The 26,291-nt window shown below is 59.2% G+C and carries 21 protein-coding genes; 6 read left to right on the top strand and 15 right to left on the bottom strand.

All coding sequences use genetic code 11. The annotated features are described in order from the left end of the window. Positions 1 to 64: 64 nt before the first annotated feature. Both eutC and eutB read right to left on the bottom strand, forming a co-directional pair. Positions 65 to 1,051, bottom strand: coding sequence for an ectoine utilization protein EutC (gene eutC, locus ACVINW_RS18640; protein ID WP_456752655.1), 987 nt, complete (start codon positions 1,049 to 1,051; stop codon positions 65 to 67). Next, positions 1,051 to 2,037, bottom strand: a complete 987-nt coding sequence (eutB, locus tag ACVINW_RS18635; protein WP_456752654.1) for a hydroxyectoine utilization dehydratase EutB — start codon at positions 2,035 to 2,037, stop codon at positions 1,051 to 1,053. Before eutB ends, eutC begins: the two co-directional genes overlap by 1 nt. Positions 2,038 to 3,136: 1,099 nt before the next feature. Between eutB and ACVINW_RS18630 the strand changes: the two genes are divergently transcribed. The 3 genes from ACVINW_RS18630 (at position 3,137) to ACVINW_RS18620 (ending at position 7,034) form a co-directional block, all read left to right on the top strand. Beyond that, positions 3,137 to 3,916, top strand: coding sequence for an N-formylglutamate amidohydrolase (locus tag ACVINW_RS18630; protein WP_456752653.1), 780 nt, complete (start codon positions 3,137 to 3,139; stop codon positions 3,914 to 3,916). After that, the gene (locus ACVINW_RS18625) at positions 3,909 to 4,568 is read left to right on the top strand and encodes an isochorismatase family cysteine hydrolase (protein WP_456752652.1); all 660 of its coding nucleotides are present in this window, start codon (positions 3,909 to 3,911) and stop codon (positions 4,566 to 4,568) included. Before ACVINW_RS18630 ends, ACVINW_RS18625 begins: the two co-directional genes overlap by 8 nt. A gap of 996 nt (positions 4,569 to 5,564) precedes the next feature. Further along, complete coding sequence (locus tag ACVINW_RS18620; protein ID WP_456752651.1) at positions 5,565 to 7,034, top strand: MATE family efflux transporter; 1,470 nt, start codon at positions 5,565 to 5,567, stop codon at positions 7,032 to 7,034. Positions 7,035 to 7,302: 268 nt separating this feature from the next. Here the strand turns inward: ACVINW_RS18620 and ACVINW_RS18615 are convergent, their stop codons facing one another. The 8 genes from ACVINW_RS18615 to ACVINW_RS18580 all read right to left on the bottom strand — a co-directional run bounded on the left by ACVINW_RS18615 (position 7,303) and on the right by ACVINW_RS18580 (position 14,854). Further along, positions 7,303 to 8,352 (bottom strand): branched-chain amino acid ABC transporter permease, encoded by a 1,050-nt coding sequence (locus ACVINW_RS18615; RefSeq protein WP_456752650.1) that lies wholly within the window; start codon positions 8,350 to 8,352, stop codon positions 7,303 to 7,305. Beyond that, positions 8,352 to 9,233 (bottom strand): branched-chain amino acid ABC transporter permease, encoded by an 882-nt coding sequence (locus tag ACVINW_RS18610; protein WP_456752649.1) that lies wholly within the window; start codon positions 9,231 to 9,233, stop codon positions 8,352 to 8,354. Before ACVINW_RS18610 ends, ACVINW_RS18615 begins: the two co-directional genes overlap by 1 nt. Next, positions 9,230 to 9,982 carry an ABC transporter ATP-binding protein gene (locus ACVINW_RS18605; protein WP_456752648.1) on the bottom strand — a complete coding sequence of 251 codons (753 nt, stop codon included), beginning with the start codon at positions 9,980 to 9,982 and terminating at the stop codon, positions 9,230 to 9,232. The genes ACVINW_RS18610 and ACVINW_RS18605 overlap by 4 nt, the downstream gene beginning before the upstream one ends. Next, a complete protein-coding gene (locus ACVINW_RS18600) occupies positions 9,979 to 10,734 on the bottom strand; it encodes an ABC transporter ATP-binding protein (RefSeq protein WP_456752647.1) in 756 nt (251 codons plus the stop codon). Before ACVINW_RS18600 ends, ACVINW_RS18605 begins: the two co-directional genes overlap by 4 nt. Before the next feature lie 72 nt (positions 10,735 to 10,806). Continuing rightward, positions 10,807 to 12,039 (bottom strand): ABC transporter substrate-binding protein, encoded by a 1,233-nt coding sequence (locus ACVINW_RS18595; protein ID WP_456752646.1) that lies wholly within the window; start codon positions 12,037 to 12,039, stop codon positions 10,807 to 10,809. Between the two features lie 28 nt (positions 12,040 to 12,067). Further along, complete coding sequence (locus ACVINW_RS18590) at positions 12,068 to 13,378, bottom strand: M20 family metallopeptidase (RefSeq protein WP_456752645.1); 1,311 nt, start codon at positions 13,376 to 13,378, stop codon at positions 12,068 to 12,070. 44 nt (positions 13,379 to 13,422) lie between these two features. Continuing rightward, the gene (locus ACVINW_RS18585) at positions 13,423 to 14,085 is read right to left on the bottom strand and encodes an isochorismatase family cysteine hydrolase (RefSeq protein ID WP_456752644.1); all 663 of its coding nucleotides are present in this window, start codon (positions 14,083 to 14,085) and stop codon (positions 13,423 to 13,425) included. After that, a complete protein-coding gene (locus ACVINW_RS18580; RefSeq protein ID WP_456752643.1) occupies positions 14,078 to 14,854 on the bottom strand; it encodes an N-formylglutamate amidohydrolase in 777 nt (258 codons plus the stop codon). Before ACVINW_RS18580 ends, ACVINW_RS18585 begins: the two co-directional genes overlap by 8 nt. Before the next feature lie 160 nt (positions 14,855 to 15,014). On the opposite strand from ACVINW_RS18580, the gene ACVINW_RS18575 reads away from it, so the two are divergent. Both ACVINW_RS18575 and ACVINW_RS18570 read left to right on the top strand, forming a co-directional pair. Then, positions 15,015 to 15,920: a MurR/RpiR family transcriptional regulator gene (locus ACVINW_RS18575; protein WP_456752642.1), complete on the top strand. Its 906-nt coding sequence runs from the start codon at positions 15,015 to 15,017 to the stop codon at positions 15,918 to 15,920. Further along, positions 15,910 to 17,220, top strand: a complete 1,311-nt coding sequence (locus ACVINW_RS18570; RefSeq protein ID WP_456752641.1) for a glutamine synthetase — start codon at positions 15,910 to 15,912, stop codon at positions 17,218 to 17,220. The genes ACVINW_RS18575 and ACVINW_RS18570 overlap by 11 nt, the downstream gene beginning before the upstream one ends. A gap of 189 nt (positions 17,221 to 17,409) precedes the next feature. On the opposite strand, the gene ACVINW_RS18565 is transcribed toward ACVINW_RS18570, so the two are convergent. The 4 genes from ACVINW_RS18565 to ACVINW_RS18550 form a co-directional block, all read right to left on the bottom strand. Further along, positions 17,410 to 17,673: a hypothetical protein gene (locus ACVINW_RS18565; RefSeq protein WP_456752640.1), complete on the bottom strand. Its 264-nt coding sequence runs from the start codon at positions 17,671 to 17,673 to the stop codon at positions 17,410 to 17,412. 1,424 nt (positions 17,674 to 19,097) lie between these two features. Continuing rightward, the gene (locus tag ACVINW_RS18560) at positions 19,098 to 20,609 is read right to left on the bottom strand and encodes a porin (protein ID WP_456752639.1); all 1,512 of its coding nucleotides are present in this window, start codon (positions 20,607 to 20,609) and stop codon (positions 19,098 to 19,100) included. 509 nt (positions 20,610 to 21,118) lie between these two features. Next, positions 21,119 to 22,519: an aminotransferase gene (locus ACVINW_RS18555; RefSeq protein ID WP_456752638.1), complete on the bottom strand. Its 1,401-nt coding sequence runs from the start codon at positions 22,517 to 22,519 to the stop codon at positions 21,119 to 21,121. A gap of 10 nt (positions 22,520 to 22,529) precedes the next feature. Further along, positions 22,530 to 24,044 (bottom strand): NAD-dependent succinate-semialdehyde dehydrogenase, encoded by a 1,515-nt coding sequence (locus ACVINW_RS18550; protein WP_456752637.1) that lies wholly within the window; start codon positions 24,042 to 24,044, stop codon positions 22,530 to 22,532. Between the two features lie 157 nt (positions 24,045 to 24,201). On the opposite strand from ACVINW_RS18550, the gene ACVINW_RS18545 reads away from it, so the two are divergent. Continuing rightward, the gene (locus ACVINW_RS18545; protein ID WP_456752636.1) at positions 24,202 to 24,675 is read left to right on the top strand and encodes an Lrp/AsnC family transcriptional regulator; all 474 of its coding nucleotides are present in this window, start codon (positions 24,202 to 24,204) and stop codon (positions 24,673 to 24,675) included. Positions 24,676 to 25,054: 379 nt separating this feature from the next. Here ACVINW_RS18545 and ACVINW_RS18540 read toward each other — a convergent pair whose 3' ends face one another. Next, positions 25,055 to 26,236 carry a 5'-methylthioadenosine/S-adenosylhomocysteine nucleosidase family protein gene (locus ACVINW_RS18540; protein WP_456752635.1) on the bottom strand — a complete coding sequence of 394 codons (1,182 nt, stop codon included), beginning with the start codon at positions 26,234 to 26,236 and terminating at the stop codon, positions 25,055 to 25,057. Positions 26,237 to 26,291 lie beyond the last annotated feature (55 nt).

Raw genomic sequence — 26,291 nt, 5'->3', positions numbered from 1 at the left:
AACTCCATCATGCCTGGTTGGGTTGGATGGGGAAGCGGAGATCCGAGTGGCGCCGGGTCGTTTCTCAGCTCTCGAATAGCGAGCCGACAGCCCCAGCTTGCGCCAAGGCAAGCGAGGCGATGGCAGTATCCTGGACTCCAGTGCCGGTCAGATCGACGATTGTGACCTGCTCCTCGCTCAAGCGTCCCATTTTCGAGCCAGCGACAATCTCTCCAAGTTCTGGGAAACTTCGGTCGGCTGGCACTATGCCGGCCGCAATAGCATGGTGCAATTCGCCAAGGCGGCGTGTTTGCCTTAGGCTGTCGGCGACATAGAGGCCCGCCCGGGCGATCGCATTCGGATCAATCTCATTTTTATGTTCGGCGTCCGATCCCATCGCTGTGATGTGCTGCCCGGGCTCCAACCATAGCGCACTCAGGATCGGTTGATCGGCGGGGGTCGTAGTGACGATGATATCCGAGCCCGCCACAGCCATTATTGGTTCGGCATATGCCGTTACGGGAAATCCGAGCTCCACGGATAGCTCCTGGGCCACCGTTTCGGCCCTCGGCACATTGCGCGACCAGATACGGGCCTCACGAATCGGCCGAACTAGCGTGAGCGCTTGCAGCTGCAACCTGGCCTGGATTCCTGCACCCAAGACTGCCGCAACGGAGGCGTTCCTCCGCGCAAGATACTTTGCTGCGACAGCACCTGCAGCGGCGGTCCGCACGTTGGTCAAATAGCCGTTGTCCAGCAACAGCGCTTGCACCAAACCCGTTTTGCTGGAAAGTAGCACCATCATGCCGTTGGTGCTCGGCAGACCGAGCCTCGGATTATTGAAGAAGCCAGGGCTGATCTTAACAGCAAAGCCATCGAGCTCCGGAACATAGGCGGTTTTGACGTCAACCTCGCCTCCATGTTCTCTAATATCCAGCCGCAGGATTGGCGGCATCACCACCGCCTTCGTGGCGAACGAATGGAACGCACCCTCGACGCATTGAACTGCCACAAGATCGAGCGGCACGATTTGCCTAAGCTCGCGCTCGGTCAGAACCTTAATTCTCGGCATCAGCCATCTCCCCCGAGAGGATCAATCATCCCACTTACAACACGGCGATGCAGCTCCATATCGATGTTGCGGCCTGAAAGTACGAGAGCGATCGGACCTCGCAATCCAGCGACCTTGTTGGCGAGCAGCGCCCCGATACCGACGGCACCGGCGCCTTCCAGGATCTCGCGCTCCTTCTCGTAAGCATGACGAATGCCGGCCGCAATCTCACTCTCGCTCAGCAATACCAGATCGTCGAGCAACGTGCGACACATGTCGAACGTCAGCTTGTTGTCGAGGCCGATGCCGCCGCCCAATGAGTCGGAGAGGCTCTGAACTTCCTCCACCTGGACCGGCCGACCAGCGTCGAGGCTCGCCTTCATCGCCGCGCCGCGCTGCATACTAACCCCTATGACTTTCGCATGCGGCCGCAAGGCTTTGACGGCTGCTGCGATGCCGGCCGCAAGCCCGCCGCCGGAAACCGGCACGAGCACCGTGGCGACATCGGGCATCGCTTCGACGATCTCGAGACCAATTGTCCCCTGCCCAGCAACAATGTGTCGATGATCGAATGGAGGCAGCAAAACGAGCCGGCTTTCACGCACCAGACGCTCGACCTCCTCCTGCGCCTCGTCCTGCGACTCTCCAATGATCCGCACGTCCGCGCCGAGGCGGCGGATCTCGGAAACCTTGTTCTCTGGCACCAGCCGGGACATGCAGATCGTCGCGCTCGAACCAACGGCGCGGGCCGCATGAGACAGCGCCCGACCATGATTACCGGTAGAGACGCAGACGACCCCGCGTGCCCGCTCGGCGTCGGTAAGTTTGAGAATCGCATTGGTCGCACCGCGTATCTTGAAGCTGCCTGTCGTTTGATGATGCTCAAGCTTCAGACCGACCGGCACGCCGCAAATGTCTGATAGCGTCGGCGAAGGTACGAATGCTGTGGGAAGGATGTGGCCAACTATCCTGCTGCGCGCATCCTGAATAGCAAGGAGATCGATCATAGATAATCTTCCATCAAGTAAGTGAGCCGCTATGGCCCCAATGTTGAGCTCTGATTGCAATTGCTTTCGATCAGGACAGTCTGGCCTCTGTTAGTTGCCAGCAGCTTCATCTGAGCGGGGTGAAATCGCCGGTGAGCGAATCATTTTGGTTCCGGTCTCGGCTTGAAATGGCTTCACATGGGGCTCGATATTGGTGTTTTCGCTGGTCAACTCCATCGACCAGGCCGTCACCTTACCCGAGGTTCGCGCCATAACGCGGGCGGCGTTCGATGGAATTCAGGGCTCAGACGAGGGCTGGCAAGCTTTCCCGCATGGGGCGTGCCACTTACAAAACGACGGCTCAATTGTTTCCCTACACATTGCCGTTTCCATCCATCCCACAAATATTATTTCGTCCCTAAGATGAATTTCCTCATTGTGAGGCCCCAAGCGGCTGAAATCCTGCACTCTAGGGGAGAATGCGAAGCTTTGTGTCACCCACGAGCCTTCCGGCTCCAGTCGGTGCGGGACTTCGTGCATGCCGAGAAGCTCAGCTTCGAAAAAAGTGGCGGCTGGCGAACGCGATCGACCCGTGGTCGCGCGGCGGCGGGCCTAGTAGATAAAATATTTAGCAATGAAGCGCTTGCCGCGATAACGGCTCTGACAGTTCCTGCTTGATTGTGAAAACGCGGCTCTGGACAAGCCAAATTCGCGGCTGAGTTGAGCCGGCTCGCAACTCTAACCAACGCGTAGACGAATCGCAGAAGCCTTCATCGGGCAGTGGCCTCCCTTGGAATCGGGCCGACTCTATAGCGATTCCGTTCGCTCCATCCAGTTTGGATAAAAAACTCGCCAGCTACCCTGCCCGCTCAGCAACTCAGGCTATTCTGATCCTTGAGATCCTGGAGGGCGACCATCGCCCTGGCGTATGGATTCACGATCCAGAAGCGCGGAGATCTCGCTCGTCATCACATTATCCTCAGTATCGAAGCGATCGATCTGGCTTGGCAATGCATCGTTGCATGATCCTGATCTACGACGCCGGTCAAGCCGCTCAATCTGACAGTTTTGCGCATTCGGGTGGTTCGGTATTGGTGGGCACAGATCAACATGTCGCGGTATGCCAGATTTCCACAGCAGCATGCTCTCGCCATCCGACCCGCGGGCGGTCGAGGTAGTCAATGTCGACGACCGAGCCAGCCTTGTCCTGACCTGCGAGCATGCGGGTGCGATAATCCAAAAGCAACTCAAAAACCTGCGCCTGCCTGCGGCCGACCTCCGCAGGCACATCGCCTACGACATCGGCGCTGAGGACGTGGCGCGTCATCTTGCGGACCAGCTGAAGGCATCGCTCCTCCTGCAGCCCCATAGCCCGCTCGTTGTCGACTGCAACCGTCACTTTGGTGCGCCGGATTGCAATCAGCAGGTGAGCCCGTTCGTGCCGGGTGACCTGCGACTGTCTGAAGCTGATCGCCGGCGATACGCGGAGATCCATGAGCCATTCCATCGGGAGGTCTCGCACCTTCTGGATGGCCGCGCGGCCGTCGTGACGTCCACTACCCTGGTTGCGGTACCTAGCCTCCGCCACGGCTGGAGGGAGGAAGCGAGCGACCCTGGTAGCTCGGTATGCTGTCGAGGCGCAATCGGGGCTTTGCCGAGCATTTCCTCCGTGCCTTCCCGGAGCGCCCCGACGGCACAATCGGCGCACAATGAGCCGTACTTGATCGACGATATCAACGACTTCACAATCCCGGTGGACGGCGAAGCACGTGGTCTGCCACACCTGCTGCTTGAGATCAGCAACGATCTGATCGGTGACGCCGACGGTCAGCTCTTGTGGGCCGCCTTGATCACCGAGACATCGCACGACACCAAAGCGAAAGAACCCATCCATGGCTGACTTTCCGACCACGCGCGAGATAGCGCTTAAGCCGAATGAGTCGGCACTATTGTTTATCGATGTGCAGAACTTTTGCGTTCGACGCGATGGCGGCGAGTTCAAGGATGTGTCTGACGTCGATATTGCCGGCAAGTATGCCTATTATTTCGATCGCCTGAACTCGGTGGCGATCCCCAACATGCAGCGGCTGCAGGCGGCGTTCCGCGCGGCGGGCATTGAGGTGCTCTACACGACGATCGAAAGCCTTACCAAGGACGGGCGCGATCAGAGCCTCAGCTACAAGATCGTCGGCTATGACATTCCGAAAGGCTCGTGGGACGGAAAAGTGATCGACGAGATTGCGCCCGGTGACGATGAGATCGTCTTGGCGAAATCGTCTTGCAGCGTCTTTGTGTCGACGCATATCGATTACCTGCTGCGCAATCTCGGGATCAAGCAGCTCGTGCTCTGCGGGCTAGTGACCGACGAGTGCGTGGAATCCGCAGTCCGCGATGCCTGCGACCTGGGCTACCTCGTGACGCTCGTGCCAGATGCCTGCGCCACCTATACCCAGGAGCGTCACGACAATAGCGTGCGAATCATCAAGGGATATTGCCGGTTGCTCCACACGAACGCGCTGATCGAAGAGATTTCGGTCGCCTGCCTAGGCTGACCTAACGGCAGTGCCCGACTGATCATGCAGAGGCAGACGAACGAAAAGCTTCAGATCCGCGCTCGATCTCTCCTTCGGCTTGTTGAGTGTCGCCGGCGGCAGCGCATGGGGTCGTCTTGGCGTGAACAGCAGATGCCGCGCGCCCCGCAGGCTGATCCTCAATGACCGACGCCTGCGTTATCGGACCAAGCTGAACGATGAACTCGCGAGGCAGATTGCGAGATCAGCGCGTGCATCTCGCTTCTACTTGACCCGCCGCCGCACGATCAACGAGAGTTCAGGAAGTCGACCAGTAGATCATGGACGCGCGTCCTGATCGAACAGCGTGCCCGATGGGCCCAAATAGACAACCTTCTGAGGTCTGCGGTCCTCTAATCTACGGGAATGACTGCGACATGCACGTCGAACCTCTCATCTGACCTGTCGAGTTTACGACATGCTGTCGGGTCCACGACAGGTCTGCTGTGCAGATCGCCCTCGCAAGGTCAATATCTCGCAATTGGCACGAGCCTTGAATAGACAATCACTTGCTCAAGCAGTCGCAGGGATGACTTATGAAATTATGCCCGCCCACTTCACCGCGTGCAGCGTGCGTGATCGACATCATTATCCATCTCGGCGCGCACTTGCGCGCGATCCTGCGATCGCGATCGACCGAGAGCGGATAGCGATTGACAAGGATCATATCCCGCGAGCTGACGAACCGACCTTTGGGCGCGCGCCGACCAACTGAGCTGTCCTTTACGTAACAGGCGCTGACATCCGCCGGCGGAAGCGCCGGTCGAGCAAAGGAATTGATCGCACATGCGGACGGTAGCCACAAAACCCCACGCCAAGCAATTGGTGCAAGCGATGGCACGCCTCGTCTGCGACGCGCGCGCCGGTTGCCCGACAGTCGGCCGCGTATGGGGAATTTAGAGCAAGACTCCTCGCAGTAAGATCCCTCTTCCAAGTAGAGGACAAGGGGGTCTCTTCCTCGGTCGAGGCACACCGGGAATGTTTTTCGTGGAACAATTAGCCGAAAGAAAGGCGGCCTTTTCCAGGCACAGAGTTGATAGACAGACCAAGCGCCGTCATCTCGCCGTTGAGCTGAGCGAAACTGTAAAGCTGTCGTTGCCGATGGCGTTGACGCAGCTGGCACATATGGCGATGGTGACGACCGATCTCGCCTTTATTGGACGTATCGGCACTGAGGCGGTCGCCGCGGCTGCGCTAGCGGGCACGGTTTATTTCATCAGTCTCTATTTTGGCATGGGCATGCTGGCGGCGGTCGCACCGCTTGCGGCGCAGGCGTTTGGGGCGGATAACTTGGGCGTGCTGCGACGCTCGCTGCGCATGGGGCTGTGGGCGGCCCTGCTGTTATCTCTTCCGATCATGGCATTGGCGCTGCATGGCGAGCAAATGCTACTCGCCGCTGGGCAAGCGCCTGATGCAGCGCGGCGCGCACAGCAGTACCTGTTCGGACTGGCTTGGGGAGCCGCACCGGCAGTCTGCTTTCAGGCCATCCGCAGCTTCATGGGCGCGGTCAACCGGCCCGGGCCAGTCTTATGGATCGCGCTCGTGGCCATCCCCTTGAATGGCTTACTGGTGTATCTGCTGATCTCTGGGAAGCTTGGCTTTCCACCGCTGGAGCTCTTTGGTGCTGGTCTTGCGACTGCCTTGGTGAATTGGGCAACGTTTTTGGCCGGCTTGTGGTTCGTCACAATGCGCCGCCCGTTCCGGGCCTATTACCCGCTTGCCGATTTCTGGCAATTCGACTGGGCTTTGTTGCAGCAGCTTATCTTCCTCGGCACACCGAGCTCGATCGCCTTTCTCATGGAATCAGGGCTTTTTCCTGCTGCAGCGCTTCTGATTGGCGTGATTGACGCGAACGCGATTGCCGCCCACCAAATCGCGTTCCAGACCGCCGCAACCCTGTTCATGATCCCTTTCGGCATAGGCATGGCTGCAACCGTGCGGGTTGGTCATGCGCTCGGCCGCAATGACTACCCCGGCATCAGGCGAGCAGGTCTTGTCGCGATGTTCCTCGGCGTTATGATCGCTGCGATGCTGGCGCTAGCCGTGGTCGCCGCGCGTTTTAAGATCGCCGAATTGTTTCTGGGCAAATCGGCCGCCGATGCCGACCCAACGATTGAACTTGCTGCACATCTCCTTTTGGTCGCCGCAAGCTCCTTCATTCCGGCCGCATTGCACAGCATTGCCTCGGGCAGCTTGCGCGGACTAAACGACACACGGGTGCCGCTCGTGTTCGCCGCAATCGGCTATTGGTTGATCGCCGCTTCGCTTTGCTACGTGCTCGGCTTGAAAATTGGCCTCGGCGCCATTGGCGTCTGGATTGGTTTATCAATCGGGACGGCGGTTTACGCGGCACTCCTGGTCCTGCGTTTCCAGCTGTTGACGAACAGGCTTGCTGTTCAGAGCCAACATTTAGCATCGATCCACGGTCATCGCGGCCGCCATTCGTGATTTCAAAAGTCTCAAGTGCCAATCTTTCAGAAATGAAAGCTGTGGCCGCGCGGACCAGTCGAGCAGAACTGCGGTGAGATGCTCATTTTTCATTAAAAAAGCTGATGCGCCTTGAGTGCGTCTGACCGCAATCTGGGCAAAAAAGTCGGACCGATATTGATCTGCTTCAGAGCATACTCGGACCACACAAGTCAACGAAAGTGATGCGCCCCGCGCGAGGCTTGCTTCACAACCAGCCCCGGATGAGGCCCCGGCTTCCAACGGACCTTCAAGTAGCCGGCTGTTCAGTGTTGGTTTTTTGGTCGCTCGGGACTGGCCGAGCTCCCTTCCAATCCTCTTTGTCACCGCTACCGCGTTTCACGCCAGTTCGTTCCAACGCCCTTGGCAGCACCGCGGCAAGCCCCTTCGGAAAGAACACCAGGACAACAATCATGGCCACCGCAATCAGCATGAAGCGGCCTTCTGCGAAGTTGTCGATATTTGCCAGGCTTTCCGAGATGAAGGTTAGAACAATCGCCGCGACTATCGGACCGTAGATGGTGGACGTGCCGCCGACGAGCACCATGCTCAACACCAAAGATGATGTCGAGAAGTAAAAGATTTCCGGCGAAGCCACGCGCAGATAGATTACGTAGAAGCCGCCAGCGAGGCCGGCGAAGAAAGCGCTGGCGACGAGAGCCTTCAGTCGCTGCCCAGCGATCGGGATTCCGCGAGAAACGCCATACTGCTCGCTGTCGCGCAGGGCCTTGATCGATAGGCCGAAATTGGAGCGCACCAGCAGGCGCAGCGAGATGGTCGTTACGACCAGGAGGGCGAAGGCGACATAATAGTAGCCGAACTTGTAGTCGCGCAGAAAATTGTAATCCCGCAAGTGAAGCGTCGGCACGCTCACAAGCCCTAGTGTACCGCCCGTAATCTGCGACTGGCTGATTACGAGCTGGAGCATGAGTTGACTGAAGGCCACCGTGACAAGCACCACATAGACGCCCTGGAGACGAACGACGGGCAGGGCGACAATCGCGGCGACGAATGAGGCGGCAAATCCGCCGATCAGCATCGCGATCCATGGATCGATCCCGAGAAGCTTCGCCGTCAGGCCCGTCGCATAAACTCCAACGCCGAAAAACGCAATGTGGGCAAAATTGAAAATGCCGGCATAGCCCAGCGTGATGTCCCAACTTGCGGCGACGATTCCGTAGATGAACGACATGATGAACAGGTGTCGCAAATAGGTGTCCTGGACGAAGGTCGGAACAAAAGCCCCAGCGACGAGGAGGGCCGCGAGCAACCAGGTCTTGCCGTTGAGGAGCCACGCCATCAGCGCACCACCTTTCCAAGCAGCCCCTGCGGCCGGACCAGCAGGACCAAGATCAAGAGAAGGAAGATCATGGAGGGCGTCCAGTAAATGCCAATGACGAAGGTGAGCGCAGCCTCCACGATACCCATGAGGTATGCCGCCAGGACCGTTCCTCCGAGCGAGCCGAGCCCGCCGACGATCACGATGATGAGGGCCTTGATCAGGGGATCGGAACCGAATTCCGGGGTCATTAGGCGGACCGAGCCTAGGAGCACCCCCGTCAACCCGGCAAGGACGGCTGACAGGGCGAAAGTAATGATGAAAAGGCGCGAGACGTCGATGCCGATCAGCCGAGCGCCATCCGGGTTCTGCCCAACCGCCCTGATGCCGCGTCCTATCCTCGAGCGGCTGAGGAAGAGCCACAGCGCGCCGAGCAACAGCGGCGCCACGATGATGATCAGCGCTTCCTGGGCCGAGATCGTGGTAGAGAGGAGCTGCACGTTGCCGGCCACGACCGGTGTCAATTGCTTGATCCTAGCTCCCCACAAGAGCTGGATCCCTTTCTGCAGGAAAATCATCGCGGCAAGCGTCGTCATCACCGTGATCAGAAGTATATCGCGATGATCGTAGAACGGCCGAACCAGCACCCGTTCGAGCAAGATGCCGACGCCGATCATGGCCGCGACCGCGACCGCGATACCCGCGGCGGCCCCAAGATCGAGACCGGCCGCGTCGGATATCGTCCAGGCGACATAGGCACCGAGTGTCATCAGCACCCCGTGCGCGAAATTAAATATGCCGAGCGTGGTCCAGACCAATGACAGCCCGCTCGCCATCAGGGCGTAGCCGGACCCGAGCACGATCCCGCTGACGAGAACGGCGCTGATAATATCGATCGTCATGATTCGTTTTCCGACCCGAAATACATGTCCATGATCTGTCGATGGTCGACCTCGGCGCTGCGGTTGATCTCGCGGCCGATCTCGCCGTGGTCGACGAGATACATGCGATCCACCAGCGACAGGATGAAGGCGATATCCTGCTCGACGAGCAATAGCGGGGTACCGCGCCTCGATATCTCCGCGATCGCCTCGGCAAGCTCGTCCTTGAGTTTGGGCGACAGCCCAAGCGTCGGCTCGTCGAGCATCAACATCCGCGGCGCGCACATCAACCCCACGCCGATCGACAGCATTTGCCGCTCGCCGCCCGAAAGCGTCTTGCACTGTTGGTGACGGCGCTCGGCGAGCCGCGGAAAAAGGCCGAGCACGTAGTCGAGGTTGAGCTTCATGTCCTGCCGCGCGCGCGGGGTGAAGGCTGCGAGCTCGAGCGTCTCCATGATCTGCATGTCGGGGAAGAGGTGATTTCCCTGCGGTACGTGAATCAGGCCGCGCGCGACGATTCTATGCGACGCGAGCCTGTCAATCCGCTCGCCCAAGAAGTGCACGGTCCCGGCCAGAGGGCGGATCACGCGCGAGATCGCGTTGAGAAGCGTGGTTTTGCCGTGCCCGTTGGGCCCGAACAGCCCGACACGCTCCGTCGCGCCGACGTGGAGGCTCATGCCGTGCAACACGTCGGAAGCATCATAGCCGGCGCGCAGGTCGACGATTTCCAGCGCGTTCGTATCGTCGCCCAAAGCCGCATTGTCGCTCAAAGTCCCGCCTCCCGCTTGCCGAGATAGGCTGCGACGACCTCCGGGTTGCGCACCACTTCTTCCGGCTTGCCCGAAGCGATGACGGCGCCGTGGTTGAGCACCATCAGACGCTCGGAGACTTTCAGAAGCAGCGGCAGGACGTGTTCGATCAGAAGGACAGCTATGCCGCGTCCGCGCACATTGCCTATGAGATCGGCAAGCCCGGAGATCTCGGGCCTGGTCAGTCCGGCGGCGGGCTCATCGAGAAGAAGAACCTTGGGCCGGCCGGCGATTGCGGAGGCGATCATCAACTGTTTGCGTTCAAAGACCGAGAGGTCGGACGCAGCTTTCGCCCGTCGTTCAGGCGCCAATGACACATCGTCGAGCGCCTGCTCGGACGCATCTTTTGCCTCAGACGAGGTCATCTGAGCGCAATAGACCGCGCTAGCATAGACGTTCTCGCGCGCGGTCAGCGTGGCAAACTCCGCATCCTTCTGAAACGTGCGCAGGACGCCGGCGCGGCTGATCTGATGTGGCTTCAGGCGATGGATCGGCTTGCCGGAGAGGAGCACCTCCCCCTCGCTCGGCGGAAATGGAATGCCGGTGATGACGTTGAAGAGTGTACTCTTTCCACTGCCGTTCGGACCGGCGATGCCGAAGATCTCATCCTTTTGGAGCGAGAACGAAACCTTGTCGACGGCAACCAGTGCGCCGAAGCGCCGGGTCACTTCGCGGATCTCGAGCAGCGGCTCGCTACAGTTTTGTGCCAACATCGTATGTTCTTCGGGCTCGCGTGAAGGCTGTGGCCCGCGCCGGTGTCCAGCGCGGGACGGCACGGATTGGCGCTATTGCTTCATCCAGGGCGGCATGCGGAACTCGCCGTTGAGATACTGCTTCGGGGAGAAAAGGACGTGCTTGCCGTCCCAGATCTGATAGAACAGTACGGGAAGCGCCGCGTCGCCTTGGACCGCAAGGTGTGTCTTTGGATCGAAGGACAGCATGCCTTGCGCGACTTCTTTGCGCGTCTCGCCGATCGCTTTTCCGATAGCGAGCCGATTGGTCGGGTCACCAACTTTTTTGAGCGCATCGGCGTAAATCATCACCTCTTCGTAGACCGCCGGTGCAGTCGAACCCGGTTCGTAGCCGTACGCTTTCGTGAAGCTCTTGATAATCTCAGCTGTCCGGGGATTCGGGATCGGGCCCCCGATCAGATTATAGATAACACCGGTGCTCTTCTTTCCTGTCAGCTTGAGAAATTCCGGTATGGCAGGCGCGTATTGAATAAAGACGATACTGTCAGTCGGCTGTTCCAGAAACTGGGTAACGAACTTCGCTGCATTGCCCGTCTGAGGGTCGATATTCATGATCACAGCTGGATTGTCCTGGCGAACCTTGGCAAGGAACGTCCGCCAGTCATCGATGGCCCCCCACGGCACAAGATCGGCAGATGTGATTGTCCAGCCGGCCTCCTTGAAGCTCTTGATCAAGCCGTTCATGATCGTCTTCGAATAGGGGATGTCGGGCGCGATCAAAGCCACCTTCTTATTCGGCAGCTTCAGCTTGCCGTTCTTCTCCAGACCCTGCAGGACCGGGATCATGTCCGTTTCATAGGCGTCAAAGGAGGGGCTCAACGACCAGACCGTTGGGAACTTGTCTGGATGCGGCGCGATGATGTCGCGCGTCTGATTGGCGCTGCCGTAGAGCATGTACGGCATGTCCTGTTCGGCCATGATATTGATTTCGAAATTGCCGGCGCTCGCATATCCGGTGACTATGACATTCAAGTCACGATCGCCGGTCAGCCGTTCGATTGCGCTCGTCACCTTGTCTGCGCTCGAGTCCTGCGCGTCGCCGACTACCACCTGCAATTTATAGCCAGCTGCGCCGCCTTGCGCATTGATCGCGTCTACGGCAAGCTTGGCTCCGTCGACCATTTCCCTGGCGTCTGCCGCCGATCCACCGGTCAACGGCGCAAGCACGCCGATCTTGGCAATCTTGTCAGCCGCATGGGCAGGCGCGACCGCGACCAGACTGGCAACAGCGAGACTCGCCATAAAACTAGAAAGCTTCGTCGTCATATTCCCCTCTCCTCGCTTCATCTTCGCCCTACTTAACGCCGCACCATTCGATGACGGCGGCCGCCAAGGTCTTGGTCGTCTCCTCCACCGAAGCGATGTCGACGTACTCGTCGGCGCCGTGGAAACCATCGCCGGATGGACCACAAATCATCGAGGTCACGCCCGCGCCGGCGTAGTGCGCGGCATCGGCGGCGCCGATCATCCCCGTGATCTTCGGCGCGCCGCCGAGCTGCTTCCGCCGCTTCAAAAGCGACAGCGCGAGCGGATGATCCGGCGGAGTATCCATCGGCGGAAAATGCAGACCGCCAAGCTCCCATTGCACCTTGATGGGATTTTCCTGCAGCCAAAGGTCCTGCTGGCAGAAGGAGCGGACGAACGCCTCGAACTCGGCCCGGATATCCTCCTTCCTCTGATTGGGGAGGAACTTGTAGTCGAGATCGATGACTGCCAGATCAGGGATGATGGCTGGATTGCTCATGACGAGCGGCAAGCCGTCCGGTCCAAGGCCCGCGCCGCCGCGTATCGCGCCGACATTGATCGTGTTCATGCCGGGCGGCAGCAACGGATGCTGACGATGGCGGCATCGTGAGCTTTCGAACATCGAAAGAGCGTCCAGGAAGCGTACCGCGAGATCGATCGCGTTCACGGCTCGCCGCGGGCGATCGGGGCCATCGCGTTGCGGCCAGATCTCGTTGTAGCGCGTCGCCGAATGACCCGACTGGCCGGTGATGGTCACGCGTATCCACTCGAGACCACCTTCGCAAACCTGAATCTGGCCCGAACTCGCCTCCGTGATGATAGCGGCCCTCGCCAGATGGCCCCTCTTGACCGCGTCGATCGCGCCGAAGCCGCCGGCTTCCTCGTCGACGACGGAATGCATGGCGATGCGTCCCTGGAGCTCGATACCCGCGGCGCGAATCCCTCTGATGGCTCCGATGGCCGCGGCGACGCCGCTCTTCATGTCGACCGCGCCCCGGCCATAAAGCCTGCCGTCCCTGATCTCGCCGCCGAATGGAGCGACCGTCCAATCGCCGCCGACCGGCACCACGTCGACATGACCGCACAAGATCAGGCTGCGCTCTTCCGAACCCGAGATTTGACCGACGACGTTCGGCCTGTCCGGAAAAACGTCCCATCGGTCGATCGACATGCCGATCGAAGTCAACTCGGATTCGATCAGATCTTGAACGGCGGCTTCGTGGTTCTGGTCCGAATCATTGACGAACTTCGGATTGACAGACGGAATCCGCACCAGCTTCTGGGTCAGATCGGTCGCGTAGCTTCGCTCGCGGTCGAGCGCCTTCCACGCGGCTTGCACCGCGGCTTCAACTTTCTCCATTTCGACCCTCTCCTCAGGTCACGAGCACTTTCCGCATCACGTCGCTAACGCGACTGTCTCGTTCCGCCGATTTCCTCGATCAGCGCGTCCGTGCTTAGTTGGCGGCAATATCCCTTGATCGCGCGCAGTGTGCTGTCATGGTGCTCCTGGGTGTAGGTGGCGCAGGCATCTGGCACGAGCGTCACGAGGTAGCCCAGGTCGCAGGCATCGCGGACCGCGGATTCCACGCATTGATCGGTGACGAGCCCGCAGAGAACGAGCTGCCGGATTCCGAGATTGCGGAGCAGGTAATCGATATGGGTCGACACAAAGACGCTGGAAGACGATTTCGGCAGCACGATCTCGTCGTCGCCGGGCGCGATATCGTCGATTACCTTTCCGTCCCACGAGCCCTTTGGCACGTTGAAGCCGGTGATCTTGTAGTCGAGGCTTCGATCGCGACCGTCCTTGGTGAGGCTCTCGATCGTCGTGTAGAGCACCTCAATGCCCGCCGCGCGGAACGCTGCCTGCAGCCGCTGCATGTTGGGGATCGCCACCGAGTTCAGGCGATCGAAATAATAGGCATACTTGCCGGCGATATCGAAGTCAGGCACATCCTTGAACTCGCCGCCATCGCGCCGAACGCAAAAGTTCTGCACATCGATAAACAATAGTGCCGACTCGAGCGGCTTAAGCGGTATCTCGCGCGTGGTCGGAAAGTCAGCCATGGATGGGTTCTTTCGCTTTGGTGTCGAGCAACGTCTCGGCGATCAAGGCGGCCCAGAAGCGCTGACCTTCGGCGTCACCGATCAGATCGTTGCGGATCTCAAGCAGCAGGTGCGGCAGACCACGTGCTTCGCCGTGCACCGGAATTGTGAAGTCGCTGATATCGTCGATCAAATACGGCTCATTGTGCGCCGATCGTATCGTCGGATTGCGCTTCCGGAAGGAAGAGAGGAACCGCTCGGCAAAGCTCCGATTGCGGTTCGACAGCACACCGAGCTGCCAAGGCCGCTCGCCCCCTCCTGCGAGCCTTCGCGTGAAGCTGTGCACCGTGACCAGTATCGTGGGCGAACCGAGCTCCACGCGACGATCCAAAAGGCGCGAGACTTCCCGATGGAATGGCTCGTGGATCTCCGCGTATCGCTGACGGCGATCACCTTCAGACAATCGCAGGTTACCCGGCACGATCGTGCCGTCGCTCACCTCCGGAATGCAGTCCGGCGCCTCGAAGGGACGATTGCAATCGACGACCAGGCGGCTGTAGGGCTGCAGGACGAGCGGCGCGTCGAGCAGGCCAGCAAGACGACGCGCCACGCTCTCGGCGCCGATATCATGGGCGATGTGCCTGAGTAATTCGGCCGCCGGCAGCCCGAGGCCCTCAAGCCGCTTTGGAATAAGGGCTCCGGCGTGCTCGCAGACCAAGACGGCGTCCGCGCGCCCGTCGGCATTGACCACTTCGACCGGCTCCGGGTCGGATGGCGAGATCACAGTCATGAAGTTTCTGCAATGCGACAAAGCATCATTCCGGGCTGTTGCATGGCACTCATGGCCAATCTGCATACCGAGAGCGAACGAAATTATTGGATCAATGTCAAACAATATTTTCTCTTTGACATATTTTTTTCATAGCCCTATTTCCCTGACTGGGCTTTTTATGGCCGACGTTGCCCAAAACAGGCTGGGTTCGATGACCACCGTGCGAGAAACGATAAGGCGGGAAAGCGCTAATCTGACCGGGAGCGAACGCAAGATCGGCGATGCGGTCCTGGCGGATTATCCCTTCGGTGCCCTTCAAACTATTCAGGAACTGGCCGAGCGCACAGGTGTCAGTGCGCCATCGATCACGCGCTTCGTCGGCAAATTGGGCTTCGCCGGCTATCAGGAGTTTCAGCGCCAACTGATAACGGAAGTGCGGGAAAGTCGAAGGTCTCCAGTGCAGCTGAAGGCGACCGAAAAGCTCGGTACCGCCGGTTCCTTCTTGACCGACTACGCGCGCCGCGCCGCGGAACGCATCCACGAAATGAGCGCAAGCGTACCTCAAGAACAATTCGACCGCGTCCTGGCGCTCCTCGCGGACCCCGCTCGGGCGGTTTTCCTGGTGGGAGGACGCATCAGCGACAACGTCGCAGGTTTCCTGTCGGTGCACCTCAAGCAGATCAGACCGAAGGTCCATCATCTTCCGCCCAATCCGGAGCACTGGCCGGACTTGCTGTTATCGATTCGCAAGCAGGACGTCTTGGTGCTGTTCGACTTTCGCCGTTATCAGCGGGATCTGGATTGCCTCGCCGAGATCGTCGCGAAGCAATGCCGACCGTCGATCGTGCTGATCACCGACAAGTGGATGTCGCCGATCGCGCGTCACAGCGATCACGTGGTTGCCCTGCCGATCGAAATCGAAACGGCATGGGACACGCTCGTCTGCGCGATCGCCTTCGCCGAAGCGCTGATCGTCAAGGTCTCGGAAATGAACTGGCCCACGACGAAAGATCGGCTCGAGGCTTGGGACAGGCTTCGCTTGTCACCCCCTGGCCAGTCCTTGGAGGAAAGCGATGATCGCTGAGGAAATGGTGATTGCCTGCTGCACCGATCTTGCAGGCAAGCTTCGAGGCAAGGCGTTCCCGGCTTCGCAGTTCGAGGCGCGCAAAAAACGAGGCATCGGCTGGACGCCGACCAACGTCCAGATCACCTGTTTCGACACCATCGCCGAAAGTCCGTTCGGCTCACTCGGCGATCTCGTCCTCATTCCCGACGAAGCCGCGCGCGTGCGAGTACAACTCGATCCGGACATGCCGACGGAACATTTCGCGCTGGGGGACATTCGCCATACCGATGGCCGACCCTGGGAGTTCTGTACCCGTTCGCTTCTCAAATGCGCGCTTGATCGTCTCGAGCGCGTTTCCGGCCTCACGTTGTTCGGCGCTTTCGAGCACGAGTTTCAGTTTCGGAATGCCGCCAAACTGATCGGACAGGCATACACCGCCGACGGTTTTCGCGTCGAGCGGCGTCTCGCCGAGACGCTCGTGGCCGCGATGCGAGCGGCAGGCTTGAATCCCGACACGTTCATGAGGGAGTTCGGAGCCGGGCAATATGAAGTCACGATGGGTCCGTCTCGCGGCATCGCCATCGCGGATCAATCGACGATCGTACGCGAGTTGGTGCGTTTGGTCGCGAGCGCTTCCGGCAAGGACGTCACGTTCACCCCGATTCGCGACCCCGCCGGCGTCGGCAATGGCGTGCACATCCACCTCAGCTTCCTGAACGGGGAGGAGCCGGCCACGTGGGATCCGAAAGGCAAACATGAACTTTCCAAGACCGCAGGTCAGTTCATTGCCGGTATTCTGAAATACCTGGATGCGATCGTCGCGATCACGGCGCCGAGCGTCGTTTCGTACCTGCGGTTGACGCCGCATCGCTGGAGCGCGGCCTTCAACAATCTGGGCTTCCGCGATCGCGAAGCGTCAGTACGTATCTGTCCCGTTTCCGATTTGAGCGATATTTCCAAGGCGGCTCAATTCAACTTCGAGTTCCGCGCCGCCGATGCGACCGCCAGTCCGCATCTGCAACTCGCCGCGATCATCCACGCCGGGATGCAAGGCATCGAGGAAGAACTGCCGACGCCGGACGCGACAGCCGAGGATCTCTCGCTTCTCGACCCCTCCGCGTTGGCGGCGCGCGGCCATGTTCGCCTGCCACAGTCGTTGCCTGAGGCCCTCGACCGTTTGTCGGCGAACCGGACAGTCAGTGGATGGTTTCCCGCAGGCTTTGTCGACACCTACGCGAAGCATAAGAACGGAGAGATGGCATTCCTCGAGGGAAAAACCCAACAGGAGATCTGCAGCTTGTATGAACAGGTATACTAAGGGCACCAACACCCGAGCGAATCCGCTCGACTCTGACGAGCGTCACACGCGCGCGTCTCGCGAATAAAGGCCGCTCATGATCCAGTGAGTTCTTTCGGTCAGTGCCGGTCGATGCCGTTTCTTCAGCCATGATCCGGATCAGGTCCGCAAATTCGGGTGATTTGCGGAGAAAATCAGCCGACATGCGGTTTACTCGCTCTCAGCACACGCTCGAAGAATTTCTCGTTCGTTTCCGTACTCGCGAAGCGCGTGACCCAAACGCCGTCGCTCGGTTGACGCTGCGAGTTGTGCCACGTATTCCAGCAGCTCATCCACAAGCTGATCGACGCTATCGATTGAGACGTGACTGATCCTGGGCGACGATCTTGTCTTGTTTGCTGGTGATTGGTGAATGCTGCCTTTTTCGCGTTTGGTGATCAGGTGCATCTTGCAGCGCTTGGCGATCAGCGGCATGCGGAACGAGCATCCATCCCCTTGTCTTGCTCCGCTCTGCTTCAATGGCTCCCTCCGGCGGCCAGGCAAAGAGCTGATTGGCTCGCCGATCTCGTCCCTCGCGGCCGGTTGACGCCCCCCTTGCTGATCGGAACCAACAATTTGGCATGGAACGAATCCCGCCATCGCGCATTAAGTCATTGATAATAAATGTCTATTTTATCAATCGCATCTGACGGCCGCGGAGAAAACATTGACAATTTGCTTCAGAAGGGGTATCCAGCCCCCATCAAGTTGAGGACGGATCGACTCAGGCATGTAATGTGCCAAGGGCCTCAACCCATCAAGTAGCACTTGAGCACCATCGCTTGAGGACGCGCTTGGTCACTTGCTTATGGCTGTGGGCCGAAAGGCTTGGCAAGTCGAGACTACATTTCTCAAAAGGGCGGCTTCGGCCGCTCTTTTTCTTTTCACAGTTCCTCCAGAGCGCGACCGAAAAGAGAGCGGCGACCAGTAACGGGTCTGACCTTACGGGGATAAGCGCTCTCAACAAAAAGGTCAGCCTCTGTGGGTTTTCGCGCAGAGCCAGCTATCAGCTTCAGTCGGAAGAAAATCCAGAACTTCTCATCCTCGACGAGCGGAGAAGGCATGGTCAGTCTATAGATGGTCCAATTGCGCTCAGGGGTAAGCGCTATCTGTTGGGTAGGCTTCGCACAAAGCTCGCACAGGATCGCCGGCAATTCACGGGAGTGAATGTACCTGACCGGACAAAAAATACGGCACTGCCCGTTCCTATCCTTGAAAACATATGAGCCTTCGGACGCGGAGCCATCGTGCTCAAGCGAATAGCAGTGATCACTGTAACGGATTTTGACCGTGCAAGAAAACGCCCCCTCCGCGCCAGTCCAAGAGCAGGTCTCGATATGTTGATCCAAATGACCGAGGTCGAAGTCTCGACCGCAATGCTTGACAAGGAAGGCCACTACCGCTCCGAAAACCGACTTCTAAACGATAATGGATGGAAACACTACAGTTTCGATCATCTTACTCATTCAGGCCCAGCTTGATCAGCATGCACCGAGACATCCGGTCCATATGCTTCTCGCAATGAAGCCAATCGTCGCCTTTCCATTCCTCGTGCGTTGTCGAAGGGTGCTTCCGAGGGATCTCATAGCAAGTGAACGCCAGGCAGCTCTCTCGATTCGATTCTCGCTCATGGCTCGCGCGGCAAGCCGCATTTGTCGAGTCGTCGTAATCGCCAAGAACGATCCGGTCTTCCGACAGGGCAAGAAGGGCGACGAGGCGCTCCGACGGCGGGGCCACTTGGGGCGTCAGCCACGAGTTGAAATATGAAAGGCCTCCGGCGGGCATGCCGGAGGCCTTCTTGGAGGTCGACTTCGATCGATAGAACCGTTCCGTTTTCTCCTTCTGCTGGTTTTACACGGTCACCAGTTGCGCTGAGCTCGGAGCAGAAGCGTGAGGCTGTTCTGATCCTTGAGCTCATACGCCGCGCCCGGCTTGGCGATACCTGACTGCGCTGGCAGCGTCACCGTGCTTCCGCTCGCGTACTTCTGGTTCAGCATCGTGTAGGCGAGGTCTGCCGAGAACGTCAGATTCTTGACCGGAGTCCAGCCGGTCGTCAAACCGACCACCGAGTAGTCGAAGTTCGGGTTACAGCCGCCAGTGCCGCTGGACAGCGCAAGAGTCGTGACGAACGCGCCGCAGATGTAGCCCTTGGCCGCGTCGTTATATCGTACGGCCGCCCACGCCCCGTAGATGCTGGTCGCCCAACGCGGGTCCCAGTTGTGGGTGTAGCCGCCGCGGAAGCCGTACGTCTTGGTCAACTCTTGGCCCGAGCCCGCCACGAACACGGAGTCGGAAAGACCAGCTAGTCCGACGCTCTGATAAACGCCCGCAAGGCCCGACCCGCCGTACATCGCGTAACTGGTCGACATATAATCTTGGAAGTTGTAGCGGCTCGCGCCATTCGTATACACGCCGGTCAAGTTGATCGTGTCGCCAGGACCGGTCGGGACGTTCTTGATCGACAACGCCAGTTGGCCAGCCCAGCCCCACTTGTCGGCCGGATGGCCCGTCGTTTCATCCGCGCCGTAGTAGGCGGCGTGATTGTCGTGCGCGGCGGCCGCCGCCTGGAAGAGGCCCCAGTTCTGATCGACGCGGAGCATGGCGATGAAATCGGGAGACACCGTGCCGGCGATGTCGTTCCCTCCGTAGGATCCGCTCGCGAGAGCTCCCGCGGTCGCGGCACTCACGTTCCAGATGTTCGTCGTGTCATGCTGGACCTGATCCTGGGCCGAGAAGGAGACGCTGACGCCTTGACCCAAGTCCGCGGTATAGCTGAACTGGTTGACCGGATCCCAACCGCCACCTCCCGGCAGACCGTCGAAATTGTTGGCCGGATAGTTTGCCCAGGGAGCGGAGAACTGCGACTGCGCTTTACCCAGCGTAAAGCCGGCGAACTGAACGAACGCGTAATAGACGCCGAGCGTACCACCGGCGACGGTCGCTCCACTATACGCTGACGAGCCATTCGTGGCAGTGGTACCGGCACCGGCATAGCCACCCGAATTCCAAGTGAATACGCCATCGAAGAACGTGCGGACCGTGCCGTATTCCGTCTGCGTTCGCGTGTCGATGGTCAGATCTTCACGCGAGCCGGTGCTGTAGTAGTTGCGCAGACGATTTTGCGCACCGGCCACCCCGCTATTGGCCGCGTCGTAGAGACCGTTCGTGGCCAACCCCGTCTGGACACGCAGATAACCGCCGAGCTTGATGCAGGTGTCGGTGCCGGGAATGTAGTAAAAGCCCGCTCCATAGAGGGAGCAGACCTTCACGTACTCGACCGCTTTGGCCTTGATGGGAAGATCGGCGGCCTGCGCCGAGGCGCCAGCGAACAGCGCCGTGCAACAAAGGACAAGACTCTTCGTCAGTTTCATCGATGAACCTCCAAGTTGAAAACGGCTCCGTCCTCCAGATCCGCCGCCGCCACTTGCGCAGGCGAGCGACGTTGCTTGACGGAACGACTTCGAGGCCCCCCTCGATGTCTGACGAAAACGCTACTTGGGTACCTAAGTCGGCATTTACCGATCTCGGCCTTCTCAAATTCCAAATTCTGCGTTCGAGTGGGAGGTTTCGCAGCTTTCCTGCGATTTGCGGTCAAACCCGTTCTAGCCGATCGACTCGACCGGGCGTCACTGCGCACGACTTTTCCGATTCAAAGAGCGATCGCGCTTGGGGATGCCGCCCCAGCAGCGCAGATAGCCCCCCGGCGAGGCGGGAGGCGCTCATGCGCGCGACGTCACAAGACGGGCTCTGCGCGCCGGAAGTTCGAAAGCGTCGCCAACGCTGCATCTGGCGCCTGGCGCGCAGGCGTCTTCAGGGCGTGTCGAATCCTTCAGGGACCACTTCCGGGGCTCGCGAAGATTCCCGCGGGTCTAACTAGACTTCAATCGAAGGCCGATTCTCTCGACAGCTCGTCGATAACTTGCTTGGTCGCCCCGTATGCCAGTTCGACGATCTCGTCGATTTCTGCTTCGCAGACGACAAGAGGCGGAGCGAAGCCCAGGATGTCGCCATGCGGCATCGCGCGAGCGATAAGTCCTCGATCGCGCGCCGCTTTCGAGACGCGGGCACCGACCTTGCGCTGCGGATCGAAGCGGCGTTTCGTCTGGCGATCTGCCACGAACTCGATCGCGCCGAGCAAGCCCACGCCTCGCACTTCCCCGACGATCTCGAGCTGGGCGAATCGCTCCTTGAGCCTCTTCTGTAGATACGCGCCCGCGATTCTGGCGCGATCGCTCAGTCGCTCCCTTTCGACGATATCAAGAACCGCGTTGGCGGCCGCGGCCGCGATGGGATGTCCGGAATACGTATACCCATGCGAGAATGCTCCGACGCGCTCCGCGGCTTGCTCCATGACCGCGTAAACTCTCTCGCCAACGATGGCAGCCGAGAGCGGCACGTAGCCGGAAGTGAGGCCCTTGGCGACGGTCACCAGGTCGGGCTCGATTTCGTAGAGCGTGCTGCCGAAGTCCGCGCCGGTTCGCCCGAATCCACAAATTACCTCGTCGGCTATCAGAAGCACGTCGTAACGTCGAAGCACCGCTTGAATTTCACGCCAGTAGCCGGCTGGCGGTGGTGTGATGCCGCCAGTCCCCAACACCGGCTCGGCGATGAACGCGCCGACGGTTTCGGGCCCCTCGCGCTGGATCAGTTCTTCGAGTTCGGCCGCACGCCGGCAAGAAAAGGCCTCTTCCGTCTCACCTGGCTCGGCACCCCAATAGTGATGCGGTGCGCCCGTGTGCAATATGCCCGGGAAAGGAAGGTCCATGTGATCATGGTAGAACGACATCCCGGTCATCGATCCGGAAACGACCGAACAGCCATGGTAGCCCCGCTCACGTGAGATGATTTTCTTCTTCTTCGGCTTGCCCCGCAGGTTGTTATAGTACCAAACGAGCTTGGCTTGGGTCTCGTTGGCGTCCGATCCGGACAACCCGAAGAACACCTTGCTTGGCTTCCCTGGCGCCATTCGCACGAGACGGTTAGATAAGATCGCCAGCTCTTCGGTCGTGTGGGCTGCATAGGTGTGGTAGTATGCCAACTTGTGCGCTTGTCGCGAGATGGCCTCGGCCACCTCGGTCCGGCCATACCCGATGTTCACGCAGTAGAGGCCCGCGAAGGCATCGATGTAACTGCGCCCTTCGGCGTCTTGGATACGAATGCCTTGACCGCCAGTGACGATCGTCGGATCACCGGCCTTGCCCTTGGCGAATTCCTCGAGCTGAGTGAACGGATGTAGGACGCTCGCGCGGTCTTGTTCGGCGATGGCTTTGATGTCGATCATTCCAGTTCTCCTAAGCTACCAAATCGCCGAAGCAGACGTATTTCAGTTCCATGTACTCCGCTAATCCGTGTCGCGAGCCCTCCCGACCCAGACCAGACTGCTTCCACCCGCCGAATGGAATTGGCGGCCCCGTGAACGAAGCGGTGTTGATACCAAGCATACCGCACTCGATTCGCTCGGAAAGGCGGAGCGCTCGACGCAGATCGTCCGTGTAGACGTACCCGGCCAGTCCCATTTCGCTGGCATTGGCGCGGGCAACGACTTCTTCCTCGGTTCCGAAGCGAAGCACGGCAGCTACTGGTCCAAACGTCTCCTCCCGCGCGATGAGCATGTCTTCAGCGACATCGCTCAGCAGCGTCGGCGGGACGAAGTTCGGACCCAGACCGGCAACTTCGTGAGCGCAAAGTATGCGCGCTCCCTTTGTCACTGCGTCATCGATCTGGGCCCTGCACTTGTCGGCGACCGACAATCTCGTCATAGGGCCGATGTCTGTTGCAGGGTCCAGGCCATGCCCCACCTTCAGCCGAGCCATTGCCGCAGCAAATGCCTGAACGAAGGCGGTGTAGATCCCTTCCTGGACATAGATGCGGTTGGCGGCCAGGCAATCCTGCCCCGACGTCGCAAACTTTGCCGCCATCGCGCCCTTGACCGCCTTCTCAAGATCAACGTCATCGAAAACAATGAAAGGGGCATGACCGCCCAGCTCCAGTGATACTTTCTTGACCGTTTCAGCCGATCCCTCAAGAAGCAAACGACCGACCTCGGTAGAACCGGTGAATGAAAGGGCGCGTATCCTTGTATCGCGCAGCAGCGGTGTCGAAAGTTCGACCGGATGACCAGCCACGACCTGAAACACGCCACGCGGGACCCCGGCCTCTTCGGCCAGTCTGGCCACGGCAAGGGCGGAAAGCGGCGTCTCGGGCGCGGGCTTCACGATGATCGGACAACCGGCAGCAAGGGCCGCCCCCGCCTTTCGGGTAATCATCGCGACAGGAAAATTCCACGGCGTAATCGCGGCCGCCACGCCAATCGGCTGCATTCGAACCTGAAGCAGGCTCCCGCACCTGTGGCTGGGGATTGTCTCTCCATATGCGCGCTCACCCTCTGCAGCGAACCAGTCGAGAAACCCGGCACCGTAGGCAATTTCCTGGCGGGCCTCTTCGAGTGGCTTGCCCTGCTCGCTCGTCACCAGCACGGCGAGTTCTTCCGAATGGTCGAGCAGCAGGGATGCCCAGGACCGGAGGATCTTGCCCCGTCCTGCCGGCAACAGATCTCGCCACGCAGCGAACGATCGATCCGCGGCCGCGATCGCAGCCCTCATATCAGCAGCAGAGCAGCGAGCCACGTGCGCGATCGCTTCCCCCGTCGCCGGATCTGCCACGACATCTGTTTGATCGCTCGCGGTCCAGCGTCCATCGATCAGCGAGGTTCCTGCGACGAAGTCGCGGCGACGCAGGTTCTGCAGGTGGCTGGCAGCAAAGCCAACCGAGCGGGGGCTCCTGTGCCGGATAGTTTCAAAGTCCATTCCCAAGGTCCGAAGCGGTCATTTTGTTGAATTTCTCAGTGCATTCAGGATATTGGTGTCGCACAGGACATTTGCGTCGCATTTCCTGCCGCTCGGATGATTTCCTGCATCGCGCAGGCATTTTGCGGCGAAATTCACCTGAAGGCTGGAGACGACCATGCAGTACGATAGGATAGACGCCCGGATTCTCGAGATCGTGCAAAAGAACAATCGTTTGACATCCGAGGTGATCGGCGAAATGGCAGGGCTTTCCGCCACCGCATGTCAGCGACGGTTGAAGAGACTCCGTTCAGAAGGCATCATCGAGGCCGACGTCTCGATCGTTTCGGCCAAGGCGGTCGGACGACCTATTCAAATGCTCGTGCTGGTAAACCTGGAGAGGGAGCGCTCAGATATAATTGACAGGTTCAAGAAGGCGATTAAGTCGTCCGTCGACGTAGTCAATGGATTCTACGTCACGGGCGACGCAGACTTTGTCTTGTACGTTACCGCGCGCACCATGGAAGATTATGAGCAGTTCACACGGCGGTTCTTCTATGAAAATCCCGACATTAAAGGCTTCAAGACGATGGTCATTATGGACCGCGTAAAGGCCGGCTTTGCTGTTCCGATTGAAACTCCATCGGATTGATGCGGCGTTTCAGGCCCTCTCGCCGCGGCAGAAAACGGCTCCTCGGGGCAACAACCGCGACTCATCGACGAACTCATGAAGCCAACCGTCAGACCGATCTACAGGCGATGATTAGTGGATGATCTCCCGATCAGCCCCCAAGGGCGAGCGGTCCCACGTTTTCGTGGGCTCCTGACGGCACCTCTCATATGTCGCGCGTCGTCTTGTTCTCTTGACGCGCAGGGAACGTTTTCAACACCTTAAATCGGGGCTCAGCCCCAGCGCAGCGATCTGTCCGTCCGACTTGCCTGCCTTCAGTTAGGATGCCACGGCGCCTCCACGCAACGACGCAATATACGTGCGCCGGCGACCAAGACAGCGGTCGCCGGCCTCGCGGCATCTATTCCGAAACCAATGAATGCAGATCTATGTGCGCCAGGATTTTCTTGAATACGATCGCGGCGGACGCACTCGCAATAGCCTGCAGCTCCGGCTTGTCTTGGCCATCACCAAAATCGGCGACGCCCTTGGCAGCGAGACACAACGGCTTACTTCCGATTACGAAGTCAGGCGCTGTGTAAAGTCCAAACACCTCCATGTCGAGCCCCATGGCGGTCGGGTGCAGTTCAATGATCTCCGCCACTTTTTCTTCGCTTGCCACAAAACTTGAACCCGTCACAACTGCACCAAATCGCACTTGAGGATCCTGATCCAGCAAAGGGGAGTATTTTTGAACGATATCCTGGAACCTCCTCTTCTTGCGCAACTGACTCAGCGCCCGCTCCATCCCTTCGCGCCCCTGCTCGATTGCGAGTTCAACAGGACGGCGAAGGCGATCACTAACGTTCCTCGTCTTGGCACGGCTCCTAAATTCACTCGATTCATCGCTGTCAAGGAATTTTCCTTCCTCCCAGCAAGTGACTTCTCGAACAACAACTACATTTCCCAGTTTTTGCGGATAAGCCGAGGCTGCACTGTTGAACCCACAACACATGCCAAGCATTGCGACGAGACGCGGGCGAAACAGAGAGATCGCCTGCGCAGTGGCAGCGCTCGTTGGCCCTATGCCCATCTCACCGACACAGGCGACGCAACCTGACAACGTGCGACCCGAACCAAGGTCGATTTCTCCAAAGGCTGTCTCGACGTTCCAATTCGGCATCGAAATGCCTTTAGACGCGCTGTTACCGAATAGCACCTCCTTCACCGGCAAAAACTCGCTCTGATGCCGCGCAACCAGCGCGAACACGTCAAGATCATAATTGTATGCCTGAAAATTGTGAGCCGACCTCTTCGAATTCACGAGATACGTTACTCTGTTTGAGAGACGATCCGCCCATGTATCGTCCGTCCAGGAAAACAGCTCCAAAGCGAACAGGTTAGCGTCATAAAACGTTCTTTCATCGCTTGCCACTTCCGCAAACTCGGTGAGACCAACCACGATGGTGGGTAAGACCAATCGGCCGGAGTTTAGCTGACCGATCAACGCACGCGAGAACGCTTTTGATGGAGCCTGCCCAGCACCCGGGATGAGCAAGTCCAGAATCACAAAGTCAAAGAATTGCTCGGTAAGCAGAACCATCGCGGTCTCGTAATCGGCCGCTTTGCAAAATTGGGGGCCATACTCCCTAAGTCGG

This window comes from Bradyrhizobium sp. USDA 4461, assembly GCF_054055655.1.
Note: the sequence above shows the minus strand (reverse complement) of the source record. Positions and strands in the feature narration are given on the sequence as shown.